38 protein-coding genes are annotated in these 24,943 nt (G+C 59.2%); 8 read left to right on the top strand and 30 right to left on the bottom strand.

Annotation, left to right across the window (positions count from 1 at the left end; all coding sequences use genetic code 11):
* Nucleotide 1: 1 nt before the first annotated feature.
* The 26 genes from AC19YT_RS21840 to AC19YT_RS21715 form a co-directional block, all read right to left on the bottom strand.
* Nucleotides 2-889: a baseplate assembly protein gene (locus AC19YT_RS21840; protein WP_500610985.1), complete on the bottom strand. Its 888-nt coding sequence runs from the start codon at nucleotides 887-889 to the stop codon at nucleotides 2-4.
* A complete protein-coding gene (locus AC19YT_RS21835; RefSeq protein WP_500611011.1) occupies nucleotides 886-1,212 on the bottom strand; it encodes a GPW/gp25 family protein in 327 nt (108 codons plus the stop codon). The genes AC19YT_RS21840 and AC19YT_RS21835 overlap by 4 nt, the downstream gene beginning before the upstream one ends.
* A gap of 8 nt (nucleotides 1,213-1,220) precedes the next feature.
* The gene (locus tag AC19YT_RS21830; protein ID WP_500610984.1) at nucleotides 1,221-1,451 is read right to left on the bottom strand and encodes a hypothetical protein; all 231 of its coding nucleotides are present in this window, start codon (nucleotides 1,449-1,451) and stop codon (nucleotides 1,221-1,223) included.
* Between the two features lie 56 nt (nucleotides 1,452-1,507).
* Nucleotides 1,508-2,071 (bottom strand): phage baseplate assembly protein V, encoded by a 564-nt coding sequence (locus AC19YT_RS21825; RefSeq protein ID WP_500610983.1) that lies wholly within the window; start codon nucleotides 2,069-2,071, stop codon nucleotides 1,508-1,510.
* Entirely contained in the window at nucleotides 2,068-2,607 is a 540-nt protein-coding gene (locus AC19YT_RS21820; protein ID WP_500610982.1) for a hypothetical protein, read from the bottom strand. Before AC19YT_RS21820 ends, AC19YT_RS21825 begins: the two co-directional genes overlap by 4 nt.
* Nucleotides 2,600-3,265: a hypothetical protein gene (locus AC19YT_RS21815; RefSeq protein WP_500610981.1), complete on the bottom strand. Its 666-nt coding sequence runs from the start codon at nucleotides 3,263-3,265 to the stop codon at nucleotides 2,600-2,602. The genes AC19YT_RS21820 and AC19YT_RS21815 overlap by 8 nt, the downstream gene beginning before the upstream one ends.
* Nucleotides 3,262-3,582: a head-tail joining protein gene (locus AC19YT_RS21810; RefSeq protein WP_500610980.1), complete on the bottom strand. Its 321-nt coding sequence runs from the start codon at nucleotides 3,580-3,582 to the stop codon at nucleotides 3,262-3,264. Before AC19YT_RS21810 ends, AC19YT_RS21815 begins: the two co-directional genes overlap by 4 nt.
* 2 nt (nucleotides 3,583-3,584) lie before the next feature.
* The gene (locus tag AC19YT_RS21805) at nucleotides 3,585-4,580 is read right to left on the bottom strand and encodes a major capsid protein (protein WP_500610979.1); all 996 of its coding nucleotides are present in this window, start codon (nucleotides 4,578-4,580) and stop codon (nucleotides 3,585-3,587) included.
* 65 nt (nucleotides 4,581-4,645) lie between these two features.
* Nucleotides 4,646-4,990, bottom strand: coding sequence for a head decoration protein (locus AC19YT_RS21800; protein ID WP_500610978.1), 345 nt, complete (start codon nucleotides 4,988-4,990; stop codon nucleotides 4,646-4,648).
* On the bottom strand, nucleotides 4,987-6,132 hold the full coding sequence (locus tag AC19YT_RS21795; protein WP_500610977.1) for a head maturation protease, ClpP-related: 1,146 nt from the start codon (nucleotides 6,130-6,132) through the stop codon (nucleotides 4,987-4,989). Before AC19YT_RS21795 ends, AC19YT_RS21800 begins: the two co-directional genes overlap by 4 nt.
* On the bottom strand, nucleotides 6,129-7,610 hold the full coding sequence (locus AC19YT_RS21790; RefSeq protein ID WP_500610976.1) for a phage portal protein: 1,482 nt from the start codon (nucleotides 7,608-7,610) through the stop codon (nucleotides 6,129-6,131). Before AC19YT_RS21790 ends, AC19YT_RS21795 begins: the two co-directional genes overlap by 4 nt.
* Entirely contained in the window at nucleotides 7,610-7,816 is a 207-nt protein-coding gene (locus tag AC19YT_RS21785; RefSeq protein WP_401216879.1) for a phage head-tail joining protein, read from the bottom strand. Before AC19YT_RS21785 ends, AC19YT_RS21790 begins: the two co-directional genes overlap by 1 nt.
* A 1-nt stretch (nucleotide 7,817) precedes the next feature.
* A complete protein-coding gene (locus AC19YT_RS21780; RefSeq protein ID WP_500610975.1) occupies nucleotides 7,818-9,812 on the bottom strand; it encodes a phage terminase large subunit family protein in 1,995 nt (664 codons plus the stop codon).
* A gap of 4 nt (nucleotides 9,813-9,816) precedes the next feature.
* A complete protein-coding gene (locus AC19YT_RS21775; protein ID WP_500610974.1) occupies nucleotides 9,817-10,386 on the bottom strand; it encodes a terminase small subunit in 570 nt (189 codons plus the stop codon).
* A gap of 602 nt (nucleotides 10,387-10,988) precedes the next feature.
* Nucleotides 10,989-11,342 carry a hypothetical protein gene (locus AC19YT_RS21770; RefSeq protein WP_176464929.1) on the bottom strand — a complete coding sequence of 118 codons (354 nt, stop codon included), beginning with the start codon at nucleotides 11,340-11,342 and terminating at the stop codon, nucleotides 10,989-10,991.
* A gap of 14 nt (nucleotides 11,343-11,356) precedes the next feature.
* Nucleotides 11,357-11,857, bottom strand: a complete 501-nt coding sequence (locus AC19YT_RS21765) for a hypothetical protein (protein WP_500610973.1) — start codon at nucleotides 11,855-11,857, stop codon at nucleotides 11,357-11,359.
* A 36-nt stretch (nucleotides 11,858-11,893) separates the two neighbouring features.
* Entirely contained in the window at nucleotides 11,894-12,244 is a 351-nt protein-coding gene (locus AC19YT_RS21760; protein WP_095040467.1) for a phage holin family protein, read from the bottom strand.
* A 238-nt stretch (nucleotides 12,245-12,482) separates the two neighbouring features.
* Nucleotides 12,483-13,175, bottom strand: a complete 693-nt coding sequence (locus tag AC19YT_RS21755) for a hypothetical protein (RefSeq protein WP_500610972.1) — start codon at nucleotides 13,173-13,175, stop codon at nucleotides 12,483-12,485.
* A gap of 3 nt (nucleotides 13,176-13,178) precedes the next feature.
* On the bottom strand, nucleotides 13,179-13,499 hold the full coding sequence (locus tag AC19YT_RS21750) for a hypothetical protein (RefSeq protein ID WP_500611010.1): 321 nt from the start codon (nucleotides 13,497-13,499) through the stop codon (nucleotides 13,179-13,181).
* 5 nt (nucleotides 13,500-13,504) lie between these two features.
* Complete coding sequence (locus AC19YT_RS21745) at nucleotides 13,505-14,800, bottom strand: tyrosine-type recombinase/integrase (protein ID WP_500610971.1); 1,296 nt, start codon at nucleotides 14,798-14,800, stop codon at nucleotides 13,505-13,507.
* Nucleotides 14,797-15,105, bottom strand: coding sequence for a DUF1364 domain-containing protein (locus tag AC19YT_RS21740; protein ID WP_500610970.1), 309 nt, complete (start codon nucleotides 15,103-15,105; stop codon nucleotides 14,797-14,799). The genes AC19YT_RS21745 and AC19YT_RS21740 overlap by 4 nt, the downstream gene beginning before the upstream one ends.
* A 198-nt stretch (nucleotides 15,106-15,303) precedes the next feature.
* A complete protein-coding gene (locus AC19YT_RS21735) occupies nucleotides 15,304-15,990 on the bottom strand; it encodes a replication protein P (protein ID WP_500610969.1) in 687 nt (228 codons plus the stop codon).
* Entirely contained in the window at nucleotides 15,990-16,742 is a 753-nt protein-coding gene (locus AC19YT_RS21730; RefSeq protein WP_500610968.1) for a DnaT-like ssDNA-binding domain-containing protein, read from the bottom strand. The genes AC19YT_RS21735 and AC19YT_RS21730 overlap by 1 nt, the downstream gene beginning before the upstream one ends.
* Entirely contained in the window at nucleotides 16,742-17,443 is a 702-nt protein-coding gene (locus AC19YT_RS21725) for a phage antirepressor KilAC domain-containing protein (protein WP_500610967.1), read from the bottom strand. The genes AC19YT_RS21730 and AC19YT_RS21725 overlap by 1 nt, the downstream gene beginning before the upstream one ends.
* A 69-nt stretch (nucleotides 17,444-17,512) precedes the next feature.
* A complete protein-coding gene (locus tag AC19YT_RS21720; RefSeq protein ID WP_500610966.1) occupies nucleotides 17,513-17,935 on the bottom strand; it encodes a phage regulatory CII family protein in 423 nt (140 codons plus the stop codon).
* 73 nt (nucleotides 17,936-18,008) lie between these two features.
* Nucleotides 18,009-18,245, bottom strand: a complete 237-nt coding sequence (locus AC19YT_RS21715; protein ID WP_500610965.1) for a helix-turn-helix domain-containing protein — start codon at nucleotides 18,243-18,245, stop codon at nucleotides 18,009-18,011.
* Between the two features lie 112 nt (nucleotides 18,246-18,357).
* Between AC19YT_RS21715 and AC19YT_RS21710 the strand changes: the two genes are divergently transcribed.
* Complete coding sequence (locus AC19YT_RS21710; protein ID WP_500611009.1) at nucleotides 18,358-19,206, top strand: S24 family peptidase; 849 nt, start codon at nucleotides 18,358-18,360, stop codon at nucleotides 19,204-19,206.
* Between the two features lie 51 nt (nucleotides 19,207-19,257).
* Here the strand turns inward: AC19YT_RS21710 and AC19YT_RS21705 are convergent, their stop codons facing one another.
* Nucleotides 19,258-19,575 (bottom strand): DUF1654 domain-containing protein, encoded by a 318-nt coding sequence (locus tag AC19YT_RS21705; RefSeq protein WP_500610964.1) that lies wholly within the window; start codon nucleotides 19,573-19,575, stop codon nucleotides 19,258-19,260.
* Nucleotides 19,576-20,068: 493 nt separating this feature from the next.
* Here AC19YT_RS21705 and AC19YT_RS21700 point away from each other — a divergent pair, with 493 nt between their 5' ends.
* The 6 genes from AC19YT_RS21700 (at nucleotide 20,069) to AC19YT_RS21675 (ending at nucleotide 22,912) form a co-directional block, all read left to right on the top strand.
* On the top strand, nucleotides 20,069-20,503 hold the full coding sequence (locus tag AC19YT_RS21700; RefSeq protein WP_500610963.1) for a tellurite resistance TerB family protein: 435 nt from the start codon (nucleotides 20,069-20,071) through the stop codon (nucleotides 20,501-20,503).
* Between the two features lie 2 nt (nucleotides 20,504-20,505).
* Nucleotides 20,506-20,670 carry a DUF3927 family protein gene (locus AC19YT_RS21695; RefSeq protein WP_500610962.1) on the top strand — a complete coding sequence of 55 codons (165 nt, stop codon included), beginning with the start codon at nucleotides 20,506-20,508 and terminating at the stop codon, nucleotides 20,668-20,670.
* A gap of 62 nt (nucleotides 20,671-20,732) precedes the next feature.
* Complete coding sequence (locus tag AC19YT_RS21690; protein ID WP_500610961.1) at nucleotides 20,733-21,596, top strand: ParB/RepB/Spo0J family partition protein; 864 nt, start codon at nucleotides 20,733-20,735, stop codon at nucleotides 21,594-21,596.
* A gap of 262 nt (nucleotides 21,597-21,858) precedes the next feature.
* A complete protein-coding gene (locus tag AC19YT_RS21685) occupies nucleotides 21,859-22,002 on the top strand; it encodes a hypothetical protein (protein ID WP_500610960.1) in 144 nt (47 codons plus the stop codon).
* A gap of 166 nt (nucleotides 22,003-22,168) precedes the next feature.
* On the top strand, nucleotides 22,169-22,471 hold the full coding sequence (locus AC19YT_RS21680; RefSeq protein ID WP_500610959.1) for a hypothetical protein: 303 nt from the start codon (nucleotides 22,169-22,171) through the stop codon (nucleotides 22,469-22,471).
* A gap of 81 nt (nucleotides 22,472-22,552) precedes the next feature.
* Complete coding sequence (locus AC19YT_RS21675) at nucleotides 22,553-22,912, top strand: hypothetical protein (protein WP_500610958.1); 360 nt, start codon at nucleotides 22,553-22,555, stop codon at nucleotides 22,910-22,912.
* Here AC19YT_RS21675 and AC19YT_RS21670 read toward each other — a convergent pair.
* Nucleotides 22,896-23,342 (bottom strand): hypothetical protein, encoded by a 447-nt coding sequence (locus tag AC19YT_RS21670; protein WP_500610957.1) that lies wholly within the window; start codon nucleotides 23,340-23,342, stop codon nucleotides 22,896-22,898. The two genes, AC19YT_RS21675 and AC19YT_RS21670, sit on opposite strands and share 17 nt — an antisense overlap.
* A gap of 111 nt (nucleotides 23,343-23,453) precedes the next feature.
* Here AC19YT_RS21670 and AC19YT_RS21665 point away from each other — a divergent pair, with 111 nt between their 5' ends.
* Nucleotides 23,454-24,014: a Mu-Gp12 family protein gene (locus AC19YT_RS21665; protein ID WP_500610956.1), complete on the top strand. Its 561-nt coding sequence runs from the start codon at nucleotides 23,454-23,456 to the stop codon at nucleotides 24,012-24,014.
* Between the two features lie 6 nt (nucleotides 24,015-24,020).
* Here AC19YT_RS21665 and AC19YT_RS21660 read toward each other — a convergent pair whose 3' ends face one another.
* Entirely contained in the window at nucleotides 24,021-24,275 is a 255-nt protein-coding gene (locus AC19YT_RS21660; protein ID WP_500610955.1) for a hypothetical protein, read from the bottom strand.
* Between the two features lie 100 nt (nucleotides 24,276-24,375).
* Entirely contained in the window at nucleotides 24,376-24,843 is a 468-nt protein-coding gene (locus tag AC19YT_RS21655) for a DUF4145 domain-containing protein (RefSeq protein WP_500610954.1), read from the bottom strand.
* Nucleotides 24,844-24,943 lie beyond the last annotated feature (100 nt).

The raw sequence follows: 24,943 nt of genomic DNA, 5'->3' as shown, positions 1-24,943 counted from the left end.
ATCAACCCCCAAGCGTGACGGTGAAGCCGGTACAGAACGCCGCCTGCGCCTTGGTCGGGGTGATGTCTTTCCAGCCGACCAGTTCAACCCGCGACACACCGGCCACATGCACCTGCGCATCGATGGCCGAGCGAGCGACCTCCAACCCCAACCGCTTGCGCGGATTGATCCAGGCGGCCAAGCGGCGCCGGGCCTCAGTCAAACTGGCGTCTGTCTCTGGACCCGCGCCCTTGCCATACAACACGGCATCGATCCGGTAACCCAGCACCTGGGCGCTTTGCACCGTGACCCGATCTCCCAGCGGCCGTACATCGTCGTCATCAAGCGCGGCCGCGACTTCGGCCAACAACTCAGGGCTGGCCTGACCTTCGCTCCCGGGCTCCTGGCTCAACACCGTGACCGTGACGCAGGCCGGTGATGGGCTTTCGGCAGTGGCATCCGCCACCAGGCCCGAGGCGTTGCGCGCGTGCAGGATGTAGCTGTTACGTGGCCCGGCCGTGGTCAGCCCCTCATAGGCCAGCTGGATACGCTCACGCAGGGCGTCGTGTGACTCGCGGACTTCCTCGACCGGCGGGAACGCCAGCGGGTCGGCCGGCTGAATCACCAGGCGCGTCAAGTTGACGTTGGCCGCCAGGTGATCCAGATCCGTGCCCGTGGCGTGGGCCAGCAACAACCCCTTGGCCGCGTCGTTGACGCGTGCCCGGTTGCCGACCTTTTCATAGGCGCCGACCTCGAGCAGCTTGACCACAGGATCGCTTTCCAGCGCCGCGCTCCAGTTGCCGCCCATGAACTGGCGGAACGTCTCCAGCCCTTCGGTGTAAACCTCTTCAAAGTCCAGCGGCTCCAGCAGGTCCGGCGCCGGCAACTCCGACAAATCCAGGGTACTCATGCCGACACCTCCAACAGTTCGCTGACACCGAGGTATTCACCGCGGATCTGGATATTGATTTGCCCACCGAGTGCCGACATCACGCGCACCTGCTCCAGTTGAATACGCGGCTCCCAACGGCCAATGGCCCGGGCCACCTCGGCCTGAACGGCACTTTTCCAACCCTCGTTGACGGGCAAGTCGACAAAGCGCCGCAGCTTGCTGCCGTACTCGGGCCGCATGCGGCGGCTGCCCAGTGGCGTGCCGAGAATGTCCTCGATGGACTGACGCAAATGCTCAAGGCCGGAAATGGGCCGGCCGGTATGGCGATCCATTCCGATCAGCATCTACATCACTCCTTGAGCAGTTCCAGCTCGCTATGGGCCTTGAGGTAGTTCACGGCCAGGGTGTCGGCTTTGGGCACCGCCACCCGGCCGCGCAGCACATGCAGCGTGCGGTGGTCGGGCAGAATCAGGGTGCGCGAGGTGAACACCGTGTCGCGGTAGGTGACCATCGGGTCGGCCGCCGGGGCCGCAGCAGGGGCTTGTTCAGCTTCGGGCAATTCAGTTTTGGGTGTGGTCATGGTTTCTCCAGGGCGAAAAAAAGCCCGCGCTGGGCGGGCTGTGAAATGGGTTGCTCTCAGTGTTTGTGGTTCGCGGTGTTGCCGCCGGCATCAATGATTTTCGCGCCGCCGGTGATGTTTCCCGCCACGCTCAACGGGCCGTTGATATTCACCGCCCCCGTCAGGTCGATGGCGGCCGCCTTGCCTGTAATCGCGCTGTCCGTCACCGACAGGCTCGATCCGCCGACACTCGCCCGCACTTCGCCGCTCGGCACCGTGATGGTGTAGGTCTTGGCCTTCCAGTCGTAAACCAGTGAACCGCCATCGTCGAAGCGCCAAACCTCCACATGGTCGCGGTTGTCGGGCTGGGCACCGGCATCGCCGTACAGGCCCGGCACAAACGTGCCCTGCGCCACGTCACCGCTCGGGCTAATCAACACGCCCTGCTCCCCCATCGACGGCGCCCGCCAATGCCGCGCCTTGCCGGCAGCCACGCTGTGCCAACGCACCCAGGCGCTGACCCACTCACCGTCCGACACCCGGCACACCGGCGGCGAGGCGGTCAGGTCGACCGCCACCACATAACAGCCCTTGATCGCACCGGCGATCATGCGGTCGTGCTGGGCACTGGCGTAGCTCATGCCGGGGGCTCCAGGGAATCCGGCGGGAAGTACTCGCCTTCATTGCCGGGGCCGGTGGTTGGGGTGAAGGCGAACACCAGGGTGCCGGGGGGTTGGTTGGGCCACGGCCATTGTTCAGTGCCGAGGTAGATCTGCTGAGTCCACTCCACCAACCAGACGGTGTAGCCATCCAGCTCCGGCTTGGTCCAGTCCTGCATGGCCTGAATAAAATCGGCGGGCTCGACCTCCAACCCCCAGGTTTGGTGCTTCAGTAACACCGCCAGTTGGCTCGCCAACTGCACCGCTTGGCGCTGGTGGTTTTCCCGCAGCACATCGACGACGATGCGCGCCTCAAACTTGCAGGCCAGTACCGTTTCGCCCGTGCCGATGTCCTGGCCCGGCTCAAAGTCAGCCAGCTCCAGAAATACGGCTGGCAGTGGAATACGATTTTCAATGTTCGGCCACGCCGCCACGGTTTCCACCCCGGGCAAATTGGCCTGCAGGTGTTGCTCGATGGTGCTGTAGAGCAGGTCCAGCGTAAAAGGCTCATCAGACACGGGCATTCCCCTTCAGATACTTCTGTATTTCAAAGTTCAGCTCCTGGCGCAGCACCACCAGCAACTGCTGATCGGCCTGTTTCACCCAGTGGTCGAAGTGCGGTCGCGCCTGCTCCAGCGAGACCTTGGCCTTGGCCAGGGGGTGACGATCACTGTGTTCAGCGATCCAACCGGAGCGGGGGCCACGCGCAGACGTGAGTTCGGAGTCGGGATAATCATCGGCAGAGAAGTGCTTGCTCGCCTTCCGGATCCAGATGTCTTTCTTGCTGCCGTAGACCTTTCCCAGGAATGCGCCCCTGTAGCGCCGCCCCTTCACCGACACACCCTGTCCGGTCTTTCGTGGCGGGCCGATGCGGCGTGCCTCGATGGCGTTGATACCGAACCAGAGCTTGCCGCTCATGCCACCACCGGCAACTGGATAACTGCGCAGACGCTGCCGCACTGCGCTGATAGCGATTTGCTCCTGACTACCGACTGCGCGGGCGATGCGGGTCATCAGCCACCCCAGGGTCTTGTTGATCGCACGGCGCTGCGCATTGGCCGCTGCCTTCGGCAACACCTTGGCCAGGTCTTGGAGGGCCTGGATGTGAACCGCTGACGGCTGCAAGGTAATCATGCCGCCGTCGGCAGAGAGCTTGGTGTAGCTGCCAACACTCATGCGCGTTTCCTCAGGATCAACGCCACTTGGCCGTCACCGCCTGGCTCAAGCTGCAGCAAGTCGTAATCACCACCGCCATCCAACGCCGGCAGATCGATGCTCACCAAAAGGCCCTTGCTCAATCCGTGGGATTCGCTGACGCGGATCTCAAAGCGCGGTTCCCGCAGGCCAGTGTTGAGCCCGCCCACCTTCGGCTGCATCCAGGGCGCGGAGAACATGCCGAGGACTGGCTCGGTTCGGCCCTCAATCCGGGCGCTGTCACCCAGGGTCTCGAACACCACCGCGTCAACCTCGGCGAGCAGATCGCGAAAGCCCACGGCTACAGCTCCAGCAGGATCTGTGCCCGTGGTCGTGTGCACAGGTGCAACGGGTTGGACTGGGCTTCGCCGGCCATGCCTTTGTTGAACGGCAGCGGCTCGATCATGCTGTAGTACGGAATGCCCTGGGTGTTGACCGTTTCCATGTAGTCGGCCGGGGCAAACACCGAGATGTACAGATCCGGCACACCTTCGGGCACCAGCAATGCCTTGTCGTCGTGCACAAAAGACACCCCGGCGACCTTGCCCCGGTAGCGTTCCCAGATGATGCCGCCGAACTCGAAGGACTCTCGGGCATCACCCCGCAGCGCCGCGGCTTGCTGACTGTTGAGGTAGGTTTCTTTGACCGACTTGTGGACGATCAACTTGTTCCAGAAGTTCTTACCGCAGAAGGCTCGCGAGCTGGTACTGGTCACGCTGCCCAGCGCATCCTCCTGCAGGTCCAGCGCTTCGCCACACATCACCCGCAGCTCGGTGTTTTCGTCGGCCAAGCGCATCGACAGTTTCTGACGCTTCACCCCAAAGGCCGCGTAGATGTCCAGCAAGGGGGTCTTGCCATCGGCGTCGAGGATCAAGCCGTTGAGCGCGCCCATGCGCTGGAATTCGTGGGTCGCATCCAACTGTCGGCGGGCTTTTGCCAGGCGGGCGTTGACCACGTCCTGCACGGCCTGCAACTCAGTGCGTGTGCCGAAGGCGCGAATGCCCTGGATTTCGTCGGCCTTGATGGTGAAGCGCTCCGGCAGGTGCACGGTGTTGAAGGGAATCATCTGGCGTTTGCTGGCCGCGACCACCAGGCCCGAGGTGCCGCGCTCGCCAGCCGGGACCAGGGCCAGGGTGTCGCCATCCTTTTCGATCTGCACGGTCAGGGTGGTGACACCCTCTTCGCGAAACAAACCGAGGCCGCTGATGCGCCCCGGCAGGTAGGGTTGTTCATTGATTGCAGCGGTAAGCGAAGTGACGGCAAACGCTTCGTCGTCAAAAATGCCGATATCGGCCATGTGGGCACTCTCCAGAAATGAAAAATCCCGCACTCGGCGGGACTGATTAACGGGGGTAGAACGTCCTAGCGGACGATCAGGAAGTGAGCGGCCAGGGCCTTTTCAGCGGCCAGATCGAGGCCGGTCAAGTGGGCTTCGCTGACCTCGGCCAAACGCACCACGGCGCGGCCACGACGCACCACATCCGATTCGCCCAGCGGGCCGTAAAGGATCGCCACTGCGTTTTCGCTGCCGTCTTCAGCGGTGGGGCTGTACGGTGCGAACTCGCCCGAGAGCGCCACCAAGCCGAGGATCTGACCCGGTTGCAACGCCGGGCCGGCGGCTACGTTGATGGCCTCACGGGAAATATTGCCCGCGCCTTCAGAGAGCAGGAACTCGCCTGCGTGCATCGATTCGACTTTGATGGTCATGGTCTTGCTCCTTTCGTGCTTGCAGATTGGGCAGCCTGACGCGCAGCCCAAATCGAGGTGGGGTCGGGTTGTTTGGCCTGCACCTTCGGTGCGGGGTCATCATTCAATGGCAAGCTGTTATCGATCTCGAAGCCCTTGGCGCTACCGACGATCTTGTCGAACAGCCGCGCCCGCACGGCCGGTGCATCCAGGCCCGCCGTCACGTACTCGGCGCTGAACTCGGGCAGACGGGCCGCCACGCACAGGTCATGCACAGCCTTGGCCCGGGTCAGCGCGGCCTGGACAATGGCCTCGCTTTCCAGCTTGGTCGAACTGAGCAGCGGCCCCACCAGGTTGCTGATGCCGGCCTCGGTGCAACGCTGGGTAATCATCAAGGCCAGCCGGGACGAGTCGACCACGGGTGGCGTTGCAGGTGGATCAATGGGCTCGTCGTCAGGATCTGCCTCAGGCACTTCGTTGAGTTGAGCCAGCAGATCCGCCGGGGCATGCTGGTAACGCTGCATAACCCCGCCCTGCCCCAGGCACGCCTTGACCTTGACGCCGTCGCCCACTTCATCCGCCAACCCCAATTCCACCGCTTCATTGGCGGTCAGCCAGGTTTCGGCATCGACCAAACGCCGCAGCTCGGCCTCATCGATGTCGGTGGCCTTCGACTTGTAAGCCGCGATGATTGCCTCAACGGTCTGGTCGAGCGCATCAGCGACCTTGCGAAAGTCCTCGGCATCGCCAGAGGCGTAAGTCCAGGGGTTGTGGATCATCATCATGGCGTTGCCCGCGATCACCACCCGGTGCGCGCCGCACACCGCCACACTGGCCGCGCTGGCTGCCAGGGCATCAATACGGCCAGTGCAGCGTTCGCCCAGGCGCCGCAGGGCGTTGTGCATCGCCAAGCCGTCAAACAGGTCGCCGCCGATGCTGTTGAAGGCCGCGATCACTGGCGACACGCCGTCATCCATGGCCCTTAGATCCTGCACAAACTGGTTGGCGGTCACGCCCCAGGTGCCGATCTCGCCGTAGACAAACACCTCAATCACACGCTCGGTGGCTTCACCGCTGGCCTGCACGGTGTACCAGCTTTCGTCTTTGACTTTCACCCGTTCGCCGGCACGGTTGTAAATGCGCGGTCGCGCTTTTTTGCTCATGGTTGCTCCTTGTCGTCGTTGTCTTCGACGGCATCAAGGGTGTTGTAGTTGAGGCCCAATGCGGTGGCGCGCGCCAGATCGGCAGCGTTTTCCAGATCGACCGTTTCGGCGTCGTAGCCAGTACGCAAGACCATCTCGCTGCGCGACGAAAACCCGGCCTGCACTTCCATCCGCCGCGCCTGCACGTCCTGTACCGGCTGGATGTAGGCCCAACCTTGTGGCACCCAGCGCGTGCGCAGGTAATGGCGGCGCTTCTGCGCGTAGTCGTCCAGCACCAGGGCGCCCGACAACACCGCCATGTCCATCCACGCGGCCCGTACCGGGCGGCAGAGTTGATGCACGTACAAGCTAAATTGCAGTTGCTCCAGACGGCGCCGGAACTCGTTGAGCACCACCCGCAGCGCTCGGTCGTTGATCCCGCGCATGTCGCCGGTGAGGATTTCGTAAGGCGTGCCCGATCCCGCTGCTGCAGCCATCAACTGCTGACGCATGAAGTCCGGGTAGTTGTTGCCGGCGTCTGGCGGTTTGGAAAACTCAACCTCTTCGCCCGCGCCAAGTTCCTGCATGGTGCCGGGTTCGAGCGCGACCATGGGAGTGAAACCATCACGGTCCAGATCAAGCAATTGACCGGTTACCGGATCGCGTGGAACCGGTCCCGATTCCGGTGCCGGGCGCTTGATGAAACCGGCAAACAGGTTGGCCACCTCCTGACGGAACAACACCGCGTCGTCGTAGTTGTCCAAACTGCGCAGCCGTTTGAGCACCGGTGACAATCGCGGCACACCGCGCAGTTGTCCTGGCTCCACCGGCTCGAAGATGTGCAGCACCTGCGCAGCCGGGACGCGCACTAGCTGGTTGTAGCCGGCGTTCAATGAGGCCGAGTCACGCGGGTGCGACAGGTACATCCAATACGCTACCCGCTTGCCGCCGGGCGTGAACTCGATGCCGGCGCGGATGATGTTGCCGTTCTTGGTGCTCTCGAATTTGTCGTGCGGCACGAACTCCGGCGCCAGAATCTGCAACTGCAGCGGAACCGCCAAGCCTTCGTCCAGACTGCGAGGACGCAAACGAACAAAGCATTCACCCGATGTTTCCACCGTGCGCGCCACCAGCGCCTGCTGGCCGTAAAAGTCGGTGCGGTCATCGGCGTCTGACTCATCCACCCAATCGCACCACAACTCCTGCTGTAGCTTGCGTACCGCATCGTCTTCGATCATTGGCCGAGGCGTGATGCCGGTGCCGATCAGGTTGCTGACACGCTTGTCGATGACGTTGAAGGCATAAGGGTCATTGCGCACCGCCGCCCGCGAACGGGCGCGTAGGTTACGCAAGGCCGGGGTGTTGATGCTGTTGATGCCGTTGTCCGACGCCTCCCAGCCCGCAGAGCGCCGGCCCTCCCCGGCGCCCTCGTAGCTGGCCTTGATGTTGGACGGCAGCACAAATCCGTTACGGGTCAGCGTCGGAAAATGGCGGGCCATCAGACCCCCTTCCCTGCGTGGTACAGACGGACCACGCGCGAACGTGGACCGGTGGCGCTGGCCAGCGACGAGCGTATCTCTTCGCGCGCCTTGAGCAGCTCATCGACCGTGCGGTATTCCACGGTACGGTCGGTGTAGCGCACAGTTTTTTCACCGCGAGCAATGGCCGCCTCAACCGCGTCGAGGTGCTTTTTCGTAAATGACATATCAGCGTCTCTTCAGGTAGCCACTGGTGGAACTGCGGCGTTGTGGGGGAGCGGTTGTCGGACGTGATTTCACGGCTGATTGCGGCGCCTGTGGTGCTGCCGGTGTTACGACTGGCCGGCTGAGCCGTTCGCTCTGAACGGGTTGACCACTATCGCCCGAAGCCGCCTGGTTGATCGCCTGCCGAATCCGCGCCCAATCGTGATCTTGGTAGCGATTGATGCCGAGGTAATGGGCCATGGCCAGGTTGTACACCAACAGATCGAGCGCTTCGTTGCGCTCGGACTTACCCTTGGTCCATTCGATGCGTTTATGCCCCCTGACGTAACGGGTGACTTTGCGCTCAGCCACGCACTGGGCGAAAAAGTCATCCGGCAGGTCGTTGGCAAAGTGCAGCGCTCCCGGGCCGGTGTCGAATGCATAGCGGTTGTAGATCCAGTCCTTCGCCGTGTCGGTACCAACAATCCATAGCTCGGCGCCATGCCGTTCAGTCAGGCCCTTCCATGTCACGTCGACCATCGAAGGCCGCTGCGCGATCACCGGCCGGCCCCGCTTGCTCGCCCCCTTGATGGCGAACACGCTGCGCCAGCGGCGCATACGACAGAACTGATAGACCTCATCCGTATGGTTACCACCGGAGTCGACCGCAGCAGCCATGATCATCAGCTCAGCACCACAAGGGTGTCGGTAACGGGCCTTGAGTAACTCATCCAGAGCCGCCCAGGTGCGCTCATCTGCGGGGTCGCCGGAGATCACTTGAAAGTCGACTACCCAGCGTTCCATGCCGGCACCCCAACCCATCACCATCAGTTCCAAGCGGTTGGCTTGGGTGTCAACAGAAGCGGTCAGCATCAACACGCCGTCGGGCATTGAGCCAAGGCCGTAGCTTTCCAGCCGCGCCCGATCCCTCAGCACATCGGCCTTGGTTTGCTCCTGAGCGCTATCCCAGACCTTGGCCAGACGGGTGTTATAAAACACCTGCATGGGTTCCAGATCGCCTTTGGCCTGAGCCTTTTTAGCCTTCTCGAATTGCTTGGCCAACGAGGCCCAACCGGTCCAGCCGGGCGGTGAGTACAACGCATTCAAGTTAAAACCAATGGTTTCGCCATCGCCTTGGGTGTGTGCTCGCCACTCCCCTTTCGCCAGCATCTCGCCCTTATAGCGCTCCTCGATCAGTACGTCGCAGTCGGGGCCGGCACATTGGTAATGCACAACCTGATAATCCGCCGAGTAATGCAAACGCTCCCACTCCAGAACCTGCATGTGTTCACAGGTTGGGCACGGCACGTAGTAGTAACGCTGATCACTGACCTCAAACAGATCAGCGATCCGTGACGCCCCCCTGATCGTCGGCGAACTGGAAAAATAAAATTTGGCGTTACGGCCGAAAGTACTGCCGCGAGTCTCGGCCAGTTCGACCGGGTCGCCCTCTTCGCCCACGTCCACGCTCCAGCGATCAACCTCGTCGCCATAGATGTAGCGTGCGGAAAGCTCCGCCAGGTTGGCCGCAGAACCGGCAGTGGTGATGTACAGCGAACCACCCTCGAACTCCTTCGTGTCCATGGTGTTGCGCGCATCTCGCGAGCGGTTAGACGCCACGCGCTCACGCAGAACCGGCGTTGCCTTGATGGTTTTACTAATCCGCGACGATACCCGCTTGGCCAACCCCAGACTGGGCAACAACGTGAGGATGTTGGACGGGGCCATATGGATCAGCCCGCCGATCCAGTTCAAGGCGATCTGCGTCTTCATTAATTGCGAAGCCACCATGGTCACCACGCGCTTGCACGGATGGGCTGGTGACAGACAGCGCATCGGCTCACGCGCATAAGGGGTACGCGAAGTGTGGTATTGACCAGGTTCGGCCGCACCCGTGTCGCGCGGGATACGCATGTACTCGTCGGCCCACTGATCAATCCAGACATCTGGCTCTGGTCGCTGCCCACGGAAATACGCTTCGCGGTACACCGTCGCACCGTTCGGCATTTCTAAGGACATAGCTTTAGCTCGGGGTAATGGCGTGTTCTAGATCTGCTGCAGACAGCCGCTCAGCATCTACCAGTGTTTGTCGCAAAGCCGCCGTCAGACGTTTCTCGATTTGCCATGGATCAGACATCGAGGCCAGTTCAGGCGCTAGCTGTGGAGCCATTCCAAGCAAAAGATCACGCAGTAAGCGACCGGCGTTATAGGCCGCATCTTCGACCGCTTTGCGCTCTACCAAGGTCCCTTGGGCTTTAAGGAAGTTGTTTTTTTCCTGAAGCGACAGGTAGTGCTCACGAAGAGCGCGTGACTTTTGAAAGTCGGGCGCCTGATCAGAGGGGTCATCTATAAAGTCTGCGATGACTATTTCCAGTGGTGGCTGCTCACCCCGCTTCGTGCGACCGCGCTCATGTCGAGCGGCGACGCCGACCTTGCTCGGGTCGCTCGTCTTGGCCAAAAGCCGCTCGCTGGCATCCATATCAATCTGCCCGGCAGCATTCAGAACCAGTCGCTGACTCTTGACCAGCTTGCCAACGTACTGCCTGGACCACCCCTTCAGCTCGCAGTACTCCTTGCGAGTTACAAAAGCCATGCGGCCTCCATCGTCGTGGCTTGTCAGCCTTGTCAACTAACCCGGCTTAGTTGACAAGCCTTCTGACCATTGAGCAGGAGCTGCTGTTCGAGAAACTGAACAGGCATAGAAAGGCCTACAACCCAATAGAACCGGGGGACCTCACTAAAAAACACTGTTTGGATCACGCGAACTCTGTCGCTCAAAACACAGAATTTCTTGTCAACCTGTCAACCGCTGTCAACTAACTTTCCAGGCCCGTGGCTAACGCTTTCCCGCGGGTTTCCTGCCCCGTATCTTTTGAAAGTCCCCAGGGTCCCCGGCGTTTTTTCGGCCCCCCATAATCGTGCCACCCCGAAAATCGAGGCCGTCCGGGTCGACACAGCGGGCATAGAAAGCAAAGTGCTACCATCAGATAGTCCTTCCTCAGCAGAAGGCATGCCGAGGAAGGACGCCTCATCAATCACGAAGGGTAAAAGATGGCTAAATATCAAATTGCTCATGTCCGCCAAAGCGGCCAAGACATGATCATCTTTCCGCTGACGTCTTCGTTCGGCTCTCAGTCGAACACGTCTCAACAAGAGATCATGGACTCGCTCCAACAAGCAGCTTGGGGTGCAGACCTAGCTGGACACGTCGCAGTCATCTGGCAGTCCGGGAATCGCGTTCACTTCCGCGCCCCAACTGCCTGGCATTCGTTCTTCAAGTCCCCGGACATCTGGGAATGGGTGATGACTAACATCAACAAGCAACTGACGATCTAACATTTCTGCGAGAGCTGCGGAGTTATCAGCTGCAACATCAGTACCCATGATCGGGCAATTCTGTTCCGCACGAGCCTGTAACAAAGCTGATTCCAGCGCAGCAATGATCTTCTCCAGCGTTCCATCCCGGCGGTAAGACAGACTTGTGAGACCGCCGGTTTCTGTCTTGACCCACAGTACTTCTGAGCTTTTCTCAAAAACATGTACCTTCATGGTTCGGTCTCCTTTTACGCAAACTCACGCAACGCCTCCTGCAGGCGCTTGGCTTTGACAATGGCTTCCGCATTACTTTCGCGCTCAGCCTCAACCGACAGGGCCACCTCTTCGATACGGCCAGCCAGCGCCTTCATGCGCTTACTGAACTCATCGGACAGACTGACCACTTCGCCCGACAAAGTCGCCAAAACGTCCAGCGCACCCTCAGATTTTTTGCTAGATACAACGGGCTGCTTCACTACCTGGGGCACGACTTGATCCTTCTTGGCTTTGGGACGTACTGCGTCACGCTGAAAACTTCCGCCTACTGGCTCCCTGATAAGCCCGGCATCTTTGAGCTCACCGAGTGCACGTCGAACGGCATAGGCCGACGCGCTACTGGCGCCAGCTGCCAAGACTGCGCCTTGTATATTGCGAGCGGTCCAGCATGATTGGATGGGTACATAACCGAAGACTTTTTGAGCAATAGAGGATTGCCCAGCAAGCACCTGATGCCGTCTGGATTCATTCATATCTAGAAACCTGCTGAACGAGTGGCTGGGAAAGATCTAATCAGAGTGATTTGATTGGGAGGGCGCGTCGCAGAGACCCGCCTTCTTCGCCAGCCAACGGGCATACAATCCACTTGCCACGTCGGCGCCGAGGCAAGCCACAACGCTACCAATAGCGGCGGCGGTCATCAGACTGCCACCCAATACAGTGGCGAGCATGACCGTCGCGAGACCAAACACCGCCGAGGCACCGAAACGCAACAGCACTCGCTTGACCAAAACTGGCACTGCCATCCCTGCTGCATCGGCGCGCCACATTTCTCCGGTTAACCCTGCAAGTGCTACCAGAATCAACAACCAGGTAGGAAGGTTGGCCAGCGACTGCTGCACCTCCTGTTCAGTCGACATGCGATGCCTCCTCGGCAATAAGAAGAAGTGCCCTACGAACAAGGGCATGACTGGCAGTCCAAGGGAGGAGCCGACAGCAATAAACAAAAAAGCCCCGGCAAATGCCGAGGCTCGATGAACTGTAGAAAGCAAAAAGCCCGGCACTTGGGCCGGGCTTTTTGGGTCAGTCCTCTAAACGCGCAGGAATGACAGGATGGGATAAATACTGACGGAACGATGGAACACTGTCAACGCCTGTTTAAGCAGCGTCAGAAATAATCAGACCCTCGAAGTCGAAAATCTCACCCGCAATACAAAGCGCCTCGTCCACCAGGGTATCTAGGGCGCCGTAGATATTGCGCCTCCACTCACGACGCGTGGATTCAGGGCGCCCTTCAACATCCCAGGTGTTCATGTCGTAGAAGCTCTTGGGCAGGATGACCATTGACGCGGCGCGCGACTCAAGGCGCTTCTTCGCGGCGCGCTCGGCAGCAACGGCTGAGGCGATCATCGAATCGCGGCGCCAGTCAGGCGTATCAACCGGGATGGTGACTGTCACCGTCTGCGGGCCTTTCTGGTCGGCACCCTTCAGCTTAGGAACTGCCCAGGCCGTGACAGCCTTGAAAACGAAAAGCGCCGGCGCCGGAGACTGGATGCGCGCACGCAGGTCGGCGATGGCCTGGACCTTCTTGCCTTTGTCGGTGCTGTATTTAGCCACCAGGGCATCCATGTGGCGCTTCTCAAGTCCATGATGCAGTCGTGCAGCAACCCAGCAATCAGCCTGGGCGCGGTCAATCGACTCACCCGGGGCAGCGCCGAACAGCGAGCGCAGGTCGCGCTGCTGCTCTTCGTGCGGGCTGTACAGCTTCTGCCAGGCCTGCTTGCTGGTGTTGTCGATGGATTCAGCGGCGAGGGCCGAAACGACGCCGCCAAGTACGCTTTGATAGATCATCGGTCAGTCCCCTGTGTAGTTGGTGCCGCCGGCGCCGCGGCGATTGTTCTGGTTGTACTGCCTGGATTCAGCTCTCGTCGGAACCATTTCCCCCATGAAACCAAGCATGGTGTTTGCCCGGTGCAGCATGAGCCCCAATTGAGTGACTAGGACCTCGAGCGGCAGAGCATCGCCAGTTTCGGCAGACACCCAACCTGATGCGCTGCACTGGGGGCAAGGCAATTCGTGGAAGACACCTTTAACCACTGCTCTGCCCTTGCAGGCGGCGCACTGTGCGACCGTGATCTGCTGAGCCTTGAAGGCGGGGCCATGCTGCTTTTTCATCATTTTTAAACCTCGCCCTTAACAAATTGTGGTTCCGGCTCGCAGGCCCCGCCGTTCAAGGCGTCTACGAGGTTTTGCGAATCTTCATATCTAACGCCTGTCTGCCCGTGAATCGCCTTGAAGCCGCGCTCATCTAACCAGTTGTGCCACTTCACCAGGGCCAGGCGGCGCTGCTCCTTGGCCTGGGTGTTGATGTAGGTGGAGGCGATCTTGCCCAGCGAGTGGTTGAGCAGCATCTCGCCGATGTGCCCGTCGACGCCCAGGTCAGTCCAGGCGGTGCGGGCCACCTTGCGCAGGTCATGGCTGGTCCAGGCGCCCTGCCCCAGGCGCACGAACACAGCGCTGGCCTGGTTATCGCTCAAGGCCCTCCCGCGGCGTGATGGGAACAGGTAGGCCCCCTCGTAGCCACGGGCGATCTGGCAGGCTCGGTAGCGAAGCAGCAATGCGCACACTTGGTCAGTCAGCGGCACCCGCAGCTCAGTCTTGGTCTTGGTGTGCTCGGCCGGCAGGAACCACTCGCGCTCTGGCAACGCAATATCGGCCCACCGGGACTGCCGGGTTTCACCGATGCGGGTGCCATGGCAAAGCATCATCAGGGCCAGCATGGCGTCACCCGGCGCACTCTCGAAGCGATCCGCCAGCAGGCTCACCAGGTCCTGCAACTGCACGTCACGCAACCGCGCCGGCTTGGGCAGGATCCGCGCCGTGGTGAAATTGACGAACTTCATTTCCGCCATCGGGTTGACCGGGATCAGGTCCAGCTTGCGGGCCTGACGGAAAGCCACCGCGAGCAGCCGGTACAGCTGCTGCACGTAGGACAGCGACAGTTCGGCCTGGGCTGGCCACATCAGCAGCTTGTCGAGTGTCTGGGCGCTCACGTCGCGCAGCAGCAGATCGTCCAAGCGCGGCTTGAGCTGGCAACTGATGGCCGACTTGCCCGCAGCCCGGCGCTTATCGGACAGCGCACGCGACTTGGCCATGCGATCACCGAACCAATCAAGCAGTTCACCCACGGTAAACCAGCCCGAAACACTGGCCGCGCCGTCGGCAGCGACCCGCAGGCGCACCGCCGGCAGTGCAGCGATCACCTGCTTGGTGTTCAGGTCGGGAAAGCCCCCGATGCGGTGCCATTGGCGCTTGTTGAGCAGGTACCAGGAGCCGCGCGTGCGGTTCTTGGCGAAACGGAAGTGCAGCGCCGGGTGACCGGCGTCCCGCAGGTCGCGCACATGTTCAAGCTTGGCATTGCGGGCAATCTCGGCATCCGACAGCTTCACCGTCAGGGTTTTGATTTGGGTGCTCAAGCGCTCACCTTTCCTTCTTTGATCAAAATGGCCTGAGTCCGCAAGACGGCCTCGGCGTGGTAGAGGCGGATCTCGTCGTAACTCATGCCCAGGGTGTTTCGGTTGGTGCGTCCATCGCTCAGGCTGTGGCAGTACTCGCAGGCCCAGGCCCCAATCAGGTCTGGAGGCTTCATGCCCGTTCCGCAAATCCCCGCCAGGCGGTAATGGGCCAACACAACGGTTTCGGCGTCGCCTGGGCAACCTGGCAGGCGGACCTGGCAATCTCGCCCGCGCGCGGCCCTAGCCAGCTTGGTCTGGCGAGTCATGGGGCAACCCTCTGGACGGTACGCAAATCAATCACTTGGTACGTGTCAGGCCACATCCCGGAGCCGTATCGAGCAGCCATGTTGCGGTCAGCGAAAAGCGCCATGGCGTGGTCTGGGGTGTCGCCTAGGTCGAACTTGAACGAGCAACAAAAGACCGCGTATGGGTACAGGTGAGGGTCGGGTGTTGCCAGGAGGCGATCAACCACGGGAACCTCCCGCGAGCTGGGCTCGTAGCTCGGCAATCGCACCCCGCCCCACCTCCGGAGTGATTCGGCCGTCCACCTTGGCGGGCAGTGCCTTGGGCATTGCCTGAAGCGGCAATCCATCGAGCAGGCGGCGAATGGTGATCGTGTAGTTCCGGTCGAACAGCTTGAGGCTCAGCGCCGCATCGAGTTTGTTCAGGCTTTCAAAGCCGCACTCTTTGGCTGTATGCCATACCGCGTCATGCGACCACCTGCCCTGCCCCGCCATGCCTGGATGGGCATTGCGCACGGCCTCACGGTGGGCGGCTACCAGTGACGGCAGGCCCAGCATTTCGGGCGTCGGCTTGCACCACTCGATGAACTGCCCAGGGCTTGGGATGAAGTCGGAAACCTGCTTGCGTGCCTTGAACATGCCGAACTCAATCTGCCCCTGTGTGCGGATGCCTTCGTCGAGGAATGCCTGCATCCACTGGACCTTGGCGGCGCGGTAGGTCTCCTTGTCCGGCCATGCCTGCCGCCAGGCCGAACGAATCAGGCGCAGCTCGGTGAATAGGTCGTTGATAGCGACCGCCATCTGGCGCCGGCCTTCGTCCTGGGGCGCCTGGATCTCATCTTTCGGGATGAACTCACCGGCTGCGGGGTTGGCCCAAAGGCCCTGGGTAACGGCGGATACTTGCTTCATCACGATTGCACCCCGTTCTGCCAGTCGGTGTCGTCGTCATCGAAGTCCGATGCCGGTGCCGGCTTCTGACGTATCGGCGTGACGTTGGTGGCGGCAGCGCGGGCCTTATCGTTGTTCACCCACTTGACCAGCATGCTCACCCACTCAGCCTGAGTGTTGACCTGGTGCTGTGGCTCGTAGTGTCCTGTGAATGCGACCCGCACTTCCTCGGTGAACAGGTCAAGCGACAGGCCACGATGAAAGGCGTAGGTTTTCAAGAGCTTTTCGTCCGGCTCCCAGTCGAGGGTCATCTCGCTGGGCATGCGAGGGTCGACCGGCTCAGGCGCAGAGAGAGGGTTTTGATCTTCTCTTCTCTTCTCTTCTCTAGCTAACGCATTAGTAACGCTGTCAGCGTTACTTTTACCGCTACTCGCCTTGTGATTAGCGGCCCGCTTTGCACCAAGAGACCTATTTTTAGCCGTCTTGCCGTTGTGTCGGTCAAAGTGCGGGAGGCTGATCACACCATCGACCTCGATCATCCAACCAACTGATTTCATGTGTTCGCAGAAACCAGTAACGCCAACGAGACGATCCAGTAACTTTTTACTAACGCTCGGAGCGTTACCTTTTTCGGTTTGCTGATCGAACCAGCCCCACACGCGCATCAGTTTGCCGATGACAGCATCCAGATCGATATCGGCCAGATCGGCAATCTGGCAAACCTCGGGCTTATCCAGGGTGGTGAGTTCGAATTTTATCCAGTCGCCGGCCATTACAAAGCCTCCTGAAGGACTGTTGCAAGATGGGTGATGCCTTTGCGGGTGACCATGACCTGCTCGACTACCTTGAGATCTTCCTCGGCGCCGTTGCCTACCTTGACCAGCTTGTGCTCGAGCAGACCCGCGGTGAGGCGGGGTTGGTACGCAGACCAGGCCGAGAACGCGGCGCGGCGGTATATCCAGCGGTTGTCGCTGAGCCACTTGAAGAGTTTGAGAGGGCCTATGCCGAGTTGCTTGGCAGCCGTGGTGATGCAGATCGAGCCGTGGGTACCGGACAGGCGCTCCAGGGCTTGAACCTTGGGCGCCTGCTGCTGGATGACCAGGTGCAGAGAGGCGTTCTGCTTGGCCTGATCGGCGGCGAGCTGGAGAGCTTCGGCGAAGTTGGTAGGCAGCGACATGGAGTGTCGCGACACCTTTTCTAGATCCTGCAATCGTGTCACGACACGATGACGAAGAGGGATGCTGTAGCCGGTCAACAAGGTCTCGGTCAGAACGCGATCTAAACGAACCTCCGAGGTGCGGCCGCGCTCGTCCGTATATCGAACTGCCTGGCTCAGATCTGAGCCAACCTTTTCGAGCGACTCAAGCATCACATTCACATCCCTAAGGACGTTCTTGTGCTGTTTGCCGGTGAGCTCAGCAATCTCCCGGCTCGACATGTTGACGGTATTGCTTGGAGCAACAATCGTGTTCATAATGGCCCCACAGTGTTTTACAGTTGTTGAAAGGACCGCCCTGCCAGGCGGTTTTTTTATGCCTGCGATTCAGGCGACTTTTATTGATACCTTCAGCTGCGCCAGCGCCTCTTCGGCGTGAGCGATCTCTTTCAAGATCCGGGCGCGCTCTACCTGGTTAACGCGACCATCAACCATCGCGGCATGGGTCTCGACGGTTACTTCGGCGAACTCCAGAGTTGCACGACCTAGCGCCTCATGAATGCCGAGAGCTGCTGGCTGGTCCTTTTTAAAGACCGAGTAACCGAACTCGCCAGCCAGTGCGGCCAGTGGGCGCATGTCTTGCGTGTGCAGGAGCAGTGCATACAGGTGCTTCACGTTGAACCAGGCGCCGTCGTAGTTCGCATTGGCGCGCTGAAGCAGGCTCACGGGCGGCATATTCATCAGCGTGGCCAGTTGCTTGGTGTTGGCTTCATCAACCACGGTGTCGCAGGCCTTCAGAAAATCGTGCATCCGTAAAACCTCAATCTTGTTTATGTGGCTGCGCGCCATCACGCATTGCAAAATGTTTCTCGCAGGCAGGTGCTCACGCCGCGCCGCGAAGCACCTTGTGAGCAAGGTCGATGAGGTCAGGCCGTAAACCAGCGATGGTGATCTCGCCGTCCGATGCGTCTTGAAGGCGCTCGGCGAGCTCGGCAGATGCTTTCCGATGACCGCCTGCAAGCTGCCAAAGGTGTCCGACGGTGGTCTTCGCAGCTTCAGCAACTAGCTGACGCCGGTCGGCTGTTGCGCTGGCAAGCCAATCGCGCAAGTGGTCATTCATAGGGATTCTCCTGAAACGTAGGAGAAATTTAGCTTAGGGCTAATATCAGAGCAAGGAATATTTAGCCGTGGGCACATTTAGCATTGAGCTAAAGAGTGGCATTCTTGCTAGCATGGATATCTATGCGATTCGCAAGCGCCAATTGATCAAGTTGATCGGCGATCAAAAAAAAGGCGCCTGCGCCGAGCGCTGGGGGATGGCGCCTGCGCACTTGAGCCAAATCCTTTCGGAAAAGACTGCCAAGAATTTGGGCGATGACGTTGCTCGCCGGATTGAGCTGGTTGAGAAGTTGCCAAGAGGGTGGTTTGACTCTCTACCGGCCGACGAGGAGTTGGAAAGCCCTGATCCGAAAGACATCACTACCGCGCCAGCCACCGAATCAAGTTCGTCCGCTGCTGACCAAGTAAAGCGAATGCTTGGAAAGGTGAAGGGTCTTTCAATTGAAGCGCGAGATCGAATTGTCGCCGCTGCCGAAGAGCCAGACGATGGTCTCCCCCATCCCCTCTCGGGGAACCTAGCAAGCCTACGCCCAACCAATGACGAGATCGTCATTCCTCAGTACGACATTCGAGCTGCTATGGGCCATGGCCAGGTACCGCCTGACTATACGGAGGTTGTCCGCAATCTGGTGGTGCGCGAAGAAATCTTGCGCGAGAAAGGCATCACCTATACGTCGAAGACATCTCTAGGGATGATCAACGGATGGGGTCAGAGCATGGAAGGCACTATTAATGACAAGGATTTGGTCATTGTTGATAAGGGCGTAAGGGATTTCATCGGAGAAGGGATCTACGTTTTGACCTGGCATCACGAGCTTTATATCAAGCGAATGATGCGCCTCGACGAGGAACATTACCGGCTGATTTCTGATAATCCACACTATGAAAACCAGACAGCCAGGATCGATGATGTAACCATTCATGCGAAGGTGCTGCTGATCTGGAACGCCAGAAAAGCCTGACAGTTCGAAGCATGTCAAAGCCCGCTACTTCAGCGGGCTTTTTTGTGCCCGTCAGAAAGGCGCTGGCTCTTCCACCACATCGAATTCTTCGTGAGCCTCTGCGCGCGGGTCTTCATCCGCTGGAGCTTCCCATCGGAGCGTAACTGAATCGTCGTCGTTGAAGGTCATCTCGATAGTATCCACATCGGCGAGCACACCCATAACCTCCTCCCATTCCCTGTCTCCATCGGTGTCGAGCCGATGGATCGTCGCCCACTTCCGATCCTGGGCAGTTGGGTGATTGATCATGTTCGAAATTCTAAGTGTCAGGCGCTCAACGCCAGACATTGGCTTTGGCTCTTGCGGTTTTTTCTTCTGCGGGCTTGCCATCAGCTACTCCTTTATTACTGTATGCATATACAGCTTTCTAGAATATTAGCTTGATGCTAATGCCCGCGTAAAGACCGACGGCGAATTACCTTTCACAACTTCCTCACGCCACGGAATCTCACCCAGAGCTAAATTATTTAGCTCTGGGCTATTGACTGATCTTTAGCCTGTAGCTAAATTTAGCTCAACGCCAGCGAACAGGGCGTCAGAGAAAACTAGCTCACCGCTCTTTAACAGTCAGCGCAACAAACAACAGACCGCATTGCCTCTACCGGCGACCGGCGAGCAGACAGGCCCGAAAGCCTGCCAACGACAGGAACAACCTGGACGGCTGCCCGATGGTGAAACGCCAGAACCGTGTATGCCCAGTAGGCACGAATGATCCGGCAAGCAATGCGCCCCGCCCCTTCCGGCGGTAATAGGAGGGAAAGCATCACTTCTGCACCTTGGCGACAGGGTGCAGCGGGATGTAATCCAACCAAGAGGAATCACCATGTTAGGCAAATTGTTCGGCAAGAAATCCGGCCAGGCCCGTGCGGCAGTAGCAAAGCTGGCAAACCGCGATCTGATGGAAGCGGTGGTCTACGGCTCGATCTACGTTGCCGCAGCCGATGGCGATCTGGAGGACAGCGAGCTGTCCAAGGTCGAAACCATCCTCAGTAACAACCCGGCGCTTCAAGGCTTCGGTGCAGAGCTGTCCAACACCATCGACCGCGCCAAGACCGACTTCAAGTCGGGCGCTCGTATCCTGCGCCAGAACGCGGAGAAAGAACTTGGCGACCTGGCTCACTCCCCGGCTGAGGCGCTCACCGTTCTCAACGTCATGCTGACCGTGGCCGAGGCTGACGGCGAGATCGAACCTGCCGAAATGACTGCGTTAGAACGCAGCGCCAAGCTGTTGGGCCTGAACCTGAAAGACCACCTGTAACCATGCTGGGCAGGCTCAGCAACAAGGCCCGCTCCCTAGCAGCCTACGGGCTCGCCGGCGGGGTGGTGTTCATCGACTCGGCGAGCCGCATCCTCTCAATGGTCGGCGACCTGGTACTGGTCGCTCTGCTGCTGGTGGTGCTGATGGCCGGCAAACAGAAACCGTAGGCATCACTTCTGCCCATTCAGTGAGTGGGCAGCGGGATGACAACCACTTGGAAACTAATTGCATGGCCAAGTCATTCAAACAAATGATCAAGGACGGCGATCTGCGACGTGCCGATGCGATGAAGGCGCGCTTGGAAGATCTCCATGAGGAACCTGGTTTCAACCTTCGAGCTGAAGGCGAGGATCTGGAAGAGAGCATTGATGCACTGGCCGAATTCATCTTTGTCGGCGGCCAGATTCCGGCACTGGAAGTTCGACCCCGCGCAGAAGGTGGGATGTGGGTGGTCGACGGTCACCGTCGACGCCGCGCTTTCCTAAAGCTCGATCAGGCGGGACGGCTGCCACGAATTCCGAGCAAGGATGATCCGGCACGGCTGGAAGCCTGGATTCCAATTGTTGCCTTCGAAGGTAACGACGCAGAACGCGTTGCCAGGGTCATCACCAGTCAGGAAGGGAAGAAGCTCTCCCCTCTTGAGCTAGCCGACGGTTACAAGCGTCTCACAGCGTTTGGTTGGGCGCCGGATCAGATTGCGAAGAAAATCGGGAAGACTCGCCAGCATGTTGAACAGGTGATGACCCTGGGCAACGCCAATACAGACGTTCAGCAATTAGTTGCGTCTGGCCAAGTTTCCGCGACAACCGCAGTACAGATCGTGCGTCAGCACGGGGAAGAAGCTGGAAAGGTTCTCGGTGGCGAGCTACAGAAAGCCAGAGCCACAGGTAAATCAAAGGTAACCGCTGGATCAATGCGGGGCCCGACAGTCCCACGTCAAAAGCTGGAGGCGATCAGGGTGGTGGCCAAAGCACTGATGGACGCCCTGCCCGTCGGCTGCCTGGAAGCTTCAGCCCCCACCGTCACCCTGCCAACCAAGCTGGTTGAAAGGCTGCATGCCGCCATCAGAGCTGTCGATCACACCGCAATTTGATTGCACTACCAAACAACCAGCGCCACGTCAGCCTGACGTTAACTGCCCGAGCACCTGGTACTCCCCAGCACCAGGCCGCATCGGAGTGTGATCTGTTTGCCCTGCAATGGGTGGGCCCAGCAATGGGAAGCCGGAGCGGAGGAATATGGGAGGCGCAAGCCAGTAAGTCGGGCAGCCCAGACCGAACGATAGATCACACCCCGATGCGGACGACCAATACCGCTTTGCGGCCACCTGCATCAAAACCAAACCGGAGAATCACATGCTCCTACTGTTCCTGATCGGCGCAGCACTCTGCCATGCGCGGCCAGAACCGCAATCTGAAAGCGGCCTGCCAACCGATCCTTTGCACGCTCACAGCGAGCGCTGGCGATGTAGCGGCGGGGTCGAGGCGTTCTGGCGCTGACGGTCCCGCCAAAAATCCAAACCACTGCATCGGTGAAAGGCCCGAACGTCCAACGGGCCTTTCTTTTGCGCGCCTTTATCCGTCAGCACCCTCCCCTGGGCCCACCGGCACCCGCCAGGCGTTCCGGGTGCTGACGAATACACGCAACCCACACCGAGGATCAGACATGCATCCATCATTTCAAGAACGCATCGACGAACTCGGTGTGCTGCTGCAACAAACCAACGCCGCGCGTGCAGCGTTCTTCGGTCGCACTGATCGACCGATGCCGCAAAAACCGGTGCGCTATCAGGTAACAGGCGAAAGCGTCGGCATGTTCCAGATCGTCGACCTCACCACTGGCAAGACTCGCGCCTTCCGCGAGGACTATAAAGCCGCTCACGACCTCGCAATGCAGTTCGAAGCAGCGGCCAAGCGTGCCTCGCTGATCGCCCAAGAGAACGACGTCAAGTTCGCTGACACCCCATGAGACGCATCAACAAGATCACCGCCGCGCGGCGCCGGCCTACATGGCTGGCAATCCCGGCAAGTGGAATCGAAGAGGAAGACTATGGCCGAGGAAGATCAACAGCCGACGGCGGAAGCCTTAAAGCAGCGCCGCAAGCGCGAGAAGGAAGCATTGAGAAACGCTGCATTGGGCGTCGAGAAATTTACGATTGAGGTCGCCGGAGTGTTCAAGACCGACCTCAAGCGGCTGATGATGCAACACGGCCTCAACAACCAGCAAGAGGTGCACCAGACCCTGCTGCGCAACGTGATCGCCGCCGACTTCGAAACGCAGGCCTGGATGCTTAGGAGTGTCACGACACCTTATGAGCCAAGTAAAAAGGTGTCGCAAGAATTTTATGAGAAAAGCATAGCTGAGATTGCCGCCGACCCGGGTGACTCGATCATCAGCCCTTCGCCGTGAAGCCAAGAACTCTGCGAAGAACGGCGACCAACAGACTATATTCGATCATATCCTGGTTGCGGTCGAACAAAAGCTCTCCATCTTCAGAATAGACAGAGCCATTCGTCGACACTAAGAAACTTCCAATTTCGCTCTCATTGTCGATCAAGACATCCCGCACGGTTATCGCGGCACGAAGATAGACACTTTGGTTACTGATAAGAAGGCTTGATCTGATGTTGAATTTCCGTCCAATCACTCTTCCTGACACTCGAGATTCTTCACGCTCTAATTCGAACGAAACCTCCCCGCCGAATTCTTTTGGCGAAAAGTTTATCCACGTCTCCACGAATTCAAGGTAGCGGTCAGTTGCTTGCTTATAGCTGTGCGCAGTCCTTGAAATCAGGGTTTTGAACTCATCCGTGTCATATTCAAAATCCGATTTTTTCATATTCAAACTCCCTCTCTCATTCTGGCCCCATGCCGGTCACCCGTATTACCCCAACTCAAACTAAATTGCCACCACCGGTCACGGAGGGCGGCGCCTGACTGGAGATAATCCATGAGCAACTACATGTACAAGACCACAGCCCCCGCCGTGGTTGACGCGGTAATCGCCTGGGATGCCAAGCGTGCAGCCTGGAATACACAGCGCGCCAAGCTGGGCCAGGTGTTCGGCGGCGAGACTTCACCAATGCGTTCAGGCAGCCGCAGCTACGTTGGTGGCGTGAAGCTCAGTGCAAGCCGTGATCTGGATGTGCACTGGTGCCGCCCTGACCAGTATGGCTACCGCGCGCTCCGCTCCAGCGCCAAGCCAGCCAAAGGCACCTCGAAAGAAGATCGCGCCGCGCAGGTCGTCGAGCATGAACGCTTGAGCGCGCTGTGGAAGGAGCATTGCCCCGAAAGCATCGACATGGATGAGGCATGGCAGGCTATTGGCCTGACCCCATGTGCGCTGTGGATGTGCGGCGGAGTGTTCTTCGAACTGGATGGAGTCGTGTATCTGAACCTCGGCCTCAGGCTTGAAAATGGAAACGAGAACATCGAGTGCGCCGCCGAGATCCTCGGCAGCGAGTTTGAAGCAGCTCGTCAGCAGGTTTTGGGCCAGCGCAACGCGGCCTAATATCTGTCAGCCATTGCCGCGCTCATACCAAGTTGATGCTTTCTCAAGAGCCAACTTTTCTGCGTGTTCGATACTTTCGAAAGGTCCATGGATCGTCCCGATAACTTTGTCGCCGTCGTCATTCACGGTCACATAGATCGAAACTGGGATGGGGTCATTGTCTTCGCCCCAGGTTGGCTGGGCCATCACCTGCTTTCCTTTTCCTCTGCCGTTTTCGATTGTGAGGATGTTGGTCCATGGGCGATCCACTAGCGGTTTCATAACTTCTCCTTGATCCGGCTCCATGCCGGTCACCCGTAATACCCCATATCAAGGAATCACGCCAGCCGGCGAGGCAGGCGCACGCTTGGATATAAACCCGCTAGTACACCCTGCCGACAGGCCCCTTGCTCTCATTGATGGCCTCTGCAAGTTTCTCCAGGGCAGCCCTGCGCTCCCCGAATATTTCTTCCAAAAGGAATTCGGTCATCTCCAGCGCATGAAGCGCAGTTCCGGGCTGTATCTCAGCACTTGGATGGCTACCATGATTTCCTAACCAGCGGATCGCGCTAAAGAGAGCCCTCACAGATTTCTGGTCCTCAGGCAAATGCTGGATTCGCTTGCCAAAAGAGATGAATGACTCACCATCTTTCTCTGGAATCCCCAGGTAGGTCAAAATACTTTCTGCGGCTATTCGAATTTGGTTACAGCATGAAGATGGGCTTGAAAAGTATAGACTGCTTGCCACATTTAACGCTGCTGCAACTTCCTTATGCGTCTTGGCCGGGTAATCAATTAATCTCAGCGGTGGCTGAAAGTAAGCGGGCCTGAATTCATAGAATAAGCGCAACGCTTGAAACGAGAGGCAGAGAGCCAGCCACCGGTAGAATCCAGGCTCTCACACCGAAGGATTCAAGCGCAGATGACTACGCATTACCGGCAGCTGACTC

The organism is Pseudomonas sp. MF08875, from assembly GCF_059862525.1.
This window is presented reverse-complemented; position numbering and strand designations above follow the sequence as displayed.

What these genes read in the sequence shown, in the direction of transcription:
- AC19YT_RS21840 (WP_500610985.1), bottom strand. Translation starts at nt 889, where the DNA reads ATGAGTACCCTGGATTTGTCGGAGTTGCCGGCGCCGGACCTGCTGGAG.
- AC19YT_RS21830 (WP_500610984.1), bottom strand. Translation starts at nt 1,451, where the DNA reads ATGACCACACCCAAAACTGAATTGCCCGAAGCTGAACAAGCCCCTGCT.
- AC19YT_RS21825 (WP_500610983.1), bottom strand. Translation starts at nt 2,071, where the DNA reads ATGAGCTACGCCAGTGCCCAGCACGACCGCATGATCGCCGGTGCGATC.
- AC19YT_RS21815 (WP_500610981.1), bottom strand. Translation starts at nt 3,265, where the DNA reads ATGAGTGTTGGCAGCTACACCAAGCTCTCTGCCGACGGCGGCATGATT.
- AC19YT_RS21805 (WP_500610979.1), bottom strand. Translation starts at nt 4,580, where the DNA reads ATGGCCGATATCGGCATTTTTGACGACGAAGCGTTTGCCGTCACTTCG.
- AC19YT_RS21800 (WP_500610978.1), bottom strand. Translation starts at nt 4,990, where the DNA reads ATGACCATCAAAGTCGAATCGATGCACGCAGGCGAGTTCCTGCTCTCT.
- AC19YT_RS21795 (WP_500610977.1), bottom strand. Translation starts at nt 6,132, where the DNA reads ATGAGCAAAAAAGCGCGACCGCGCATTTACAACCGTGCCGGCGAACGG.
- AC19YT_RS21790 (WP_500610976.1), bottom strand. Translation starts at nt 7,610, where the DNA reads ATGGCCCGCCATTTTCCGACGCTGACCCGTAACGGATTTGTGCTGCCG.
- AC19YT_RS21785 (WP_401216879.1), bottom strand. Translation starts at nt 7,816, where the DNA reads ATGTCATTTACGAAAAAGCACCTCGACGCGGTTGAGGCGGCCATTGCT.
- AC19YT_RS21780 (WP_500610975.1), bottom strand. Translation starts at nt 9,812, where the DNA reads ATGTCCTTAGAAATGCCGAACGGTGCGACGGTGTACCGCGAAGCGTAT.
- AC19YT_RS21775 (WP_500610974.1), bottom strand. Translation starts at nt 10,386, where the DNA reads ATGGCTTTTGTAACTCGCAAGGAGTACTGCGAGCTGAAGGGGTGGTCC.
- AC19YT_RS21770 (WP_176464929.1), bottom strand. Translation starts at nt 11,342, where the DNA reads ATGAAGGTACATGTTTTTGAGAAAAGCTCAGAAGTACTGTGGGTCAAG.
- AC19YT_RS21765 (WP_500610973.1), bottom strand. Translation starts at nt 11,857, where the DNA reads ATGAATGAATCCAGACGGCATCAGGTGCTTGCTGGGCAATCCTCTATT.
- AC19YT_RS21760 (WP_095040467.1), bottom strand. Translation starts at nt 12,244, where the DNA reads ATGTCGACTGAACAGGAGGTGCAGCAGTCGCTGGCCAACCTTCCTACC.
- AC19YT_RS21755 (WP_500610972.1), bottom strand. Translation starts at nt 13,175, where the DNA reads ATGATCTATCAAAGCGTACTTGGCGGCGTCGTTTCGGCCCTCGCCGCT.
- AC19YT_RS21750 (WP_500611010.1), bottom strand. Translation starts at nt 13,499, where the DNA reads ATGAAAAAGCAGCATGGCCCCGCCTTCAAGGCTCAGCAGATCACGGTC.
- AC19YT_RS21740 (WP_500610970.1), bottom strand. Translation starts at nt 15,105, where the DNA reads ATGACTCGCCAGACCAAGCTGGCTAGGGCCGCGCGCGGGCGAGATTGC.
- AC19YT_RS21735 (WP_500610969.1), bottom strand. Translation starts at nt 15,990, where the DNA reads ATGAAGCAAGTATCCGCCGTTACCCAGGGCCTTTGGGCCAACCCCGCA.
- AC19YT_RS21730 (WP_500610968.1), bottom strand. Translation starts at nt 16,742, where the DNA reads ATGGCCGGCGACTGGATAAAATTCGAACTCACCACCCTGGATAAGCCC.
- AC19YT_RS21725 (WP_500610967.1), bottom strand. Translation starts at nt 17,443, where the DNA reads ATGAACACGATTGTTGCTCCAAGCAATACCGTCAACATGTCGAGCCGG.
- AC19YT_RS21720 (WP_500610966.1), bottom strand. Translation starts at nt 17,935, where the DNA reads ATGCACGATTTTCTGAAGGCCTGCGACACCGTGGTTGATGAAGCCAAC.
- AC19YT_RS21715 (WP_500610965.1), bottom strand. Translation starts at nt 18,245, where the DNA reads ATGAATGACCACTTGCGCGATTGGCTTGCCAGCGCAACAGCCGACCGG.
- AC19YT_RS21710 (WP_500611009.1), top strand. Translation starts at nt 18,358, where the DNA reads ATGGATATCTATGCGATTCGCAAGCGCCAATTGATCAAGTTGATCGGC.
- AC19YT_RS21705 (WP_500610964.1), bottom strand. Translation starts at nt 19,575, where the DNA reads ATGGCAAGCCCGCAGAAGAAAAAACCGCAAGAGCCAAAGCCAATGTCT.
- AC19YT_RS21700 (WP_500610963.1), top strand. Translation starts at nt 20,069, where the DNA reads ATGTTAGGCAAATTGTTCGGCAAGAAATCCGGCCAGGCCCGTGCGGCA.
- AC19YT_RS21695 (WP_500610962.1), top strand. Translation starts at nt 20,506, where the DNA reads ATGCTGGGCAGGCTCAGCAACAAGGCCCGCTCCCTAGCAGCCTACGGG.
- AC19YT_RS21690 (WP_500610961.1), top strand. Translation starts at nt 20,733, where the DNA reads ATGGCCAAGTCATTCAAACAAATGATCAAGGACGGCGATCTGCGACGT.
- AC19YT_RS21685 (WP_500610960.1), top strand. Translation starts at nt 21,859, where the DNA reads ATGCTCCTACTGTTCCTGATCGGCGCAGCACTCTGCCATGCGCGGCCA.
- AC19YT_RS21680 (WP_500610959.1), top strand. Translation starts at nt 22,169, where the DNA reads ATGCATCCATCATTTCAAGAACGCATCGACGAACTCGGTGTGCTGCTG.
- AC19YT_RS21675 (WP_500610958.1), top strand. Translation starts at nt 22,553, where the DNA reads ATGGCCGAGGAAGATCAACAGCCGACGGCGGAAGCCTTAAAGCAGCGC.
- AC19YT_RS21670 (WP_500610957.1), bottom strand. Translation starts at nt 23,342, where the DNA reads ATGAAAAAATCGGATTTTGAATATGACACGGATGAGTTCAAAACCCTG.
- AC19YT_RS21665 (WP_500610956.1), top strand. Translation starts at nt 23,454, where the DNA reads ATGAGCAACTACATGTACAAGACCACAGCCCCCGCCGTGGTTGACGCG.
- AC19YT_RS21660 (WP_500610955.1), bottom strand. Translation starts at nt 24,275, where the DNA reads ATGAAACCGCTAGTGGATCGCCCATGGACCAACATCCTCACAATCGAA.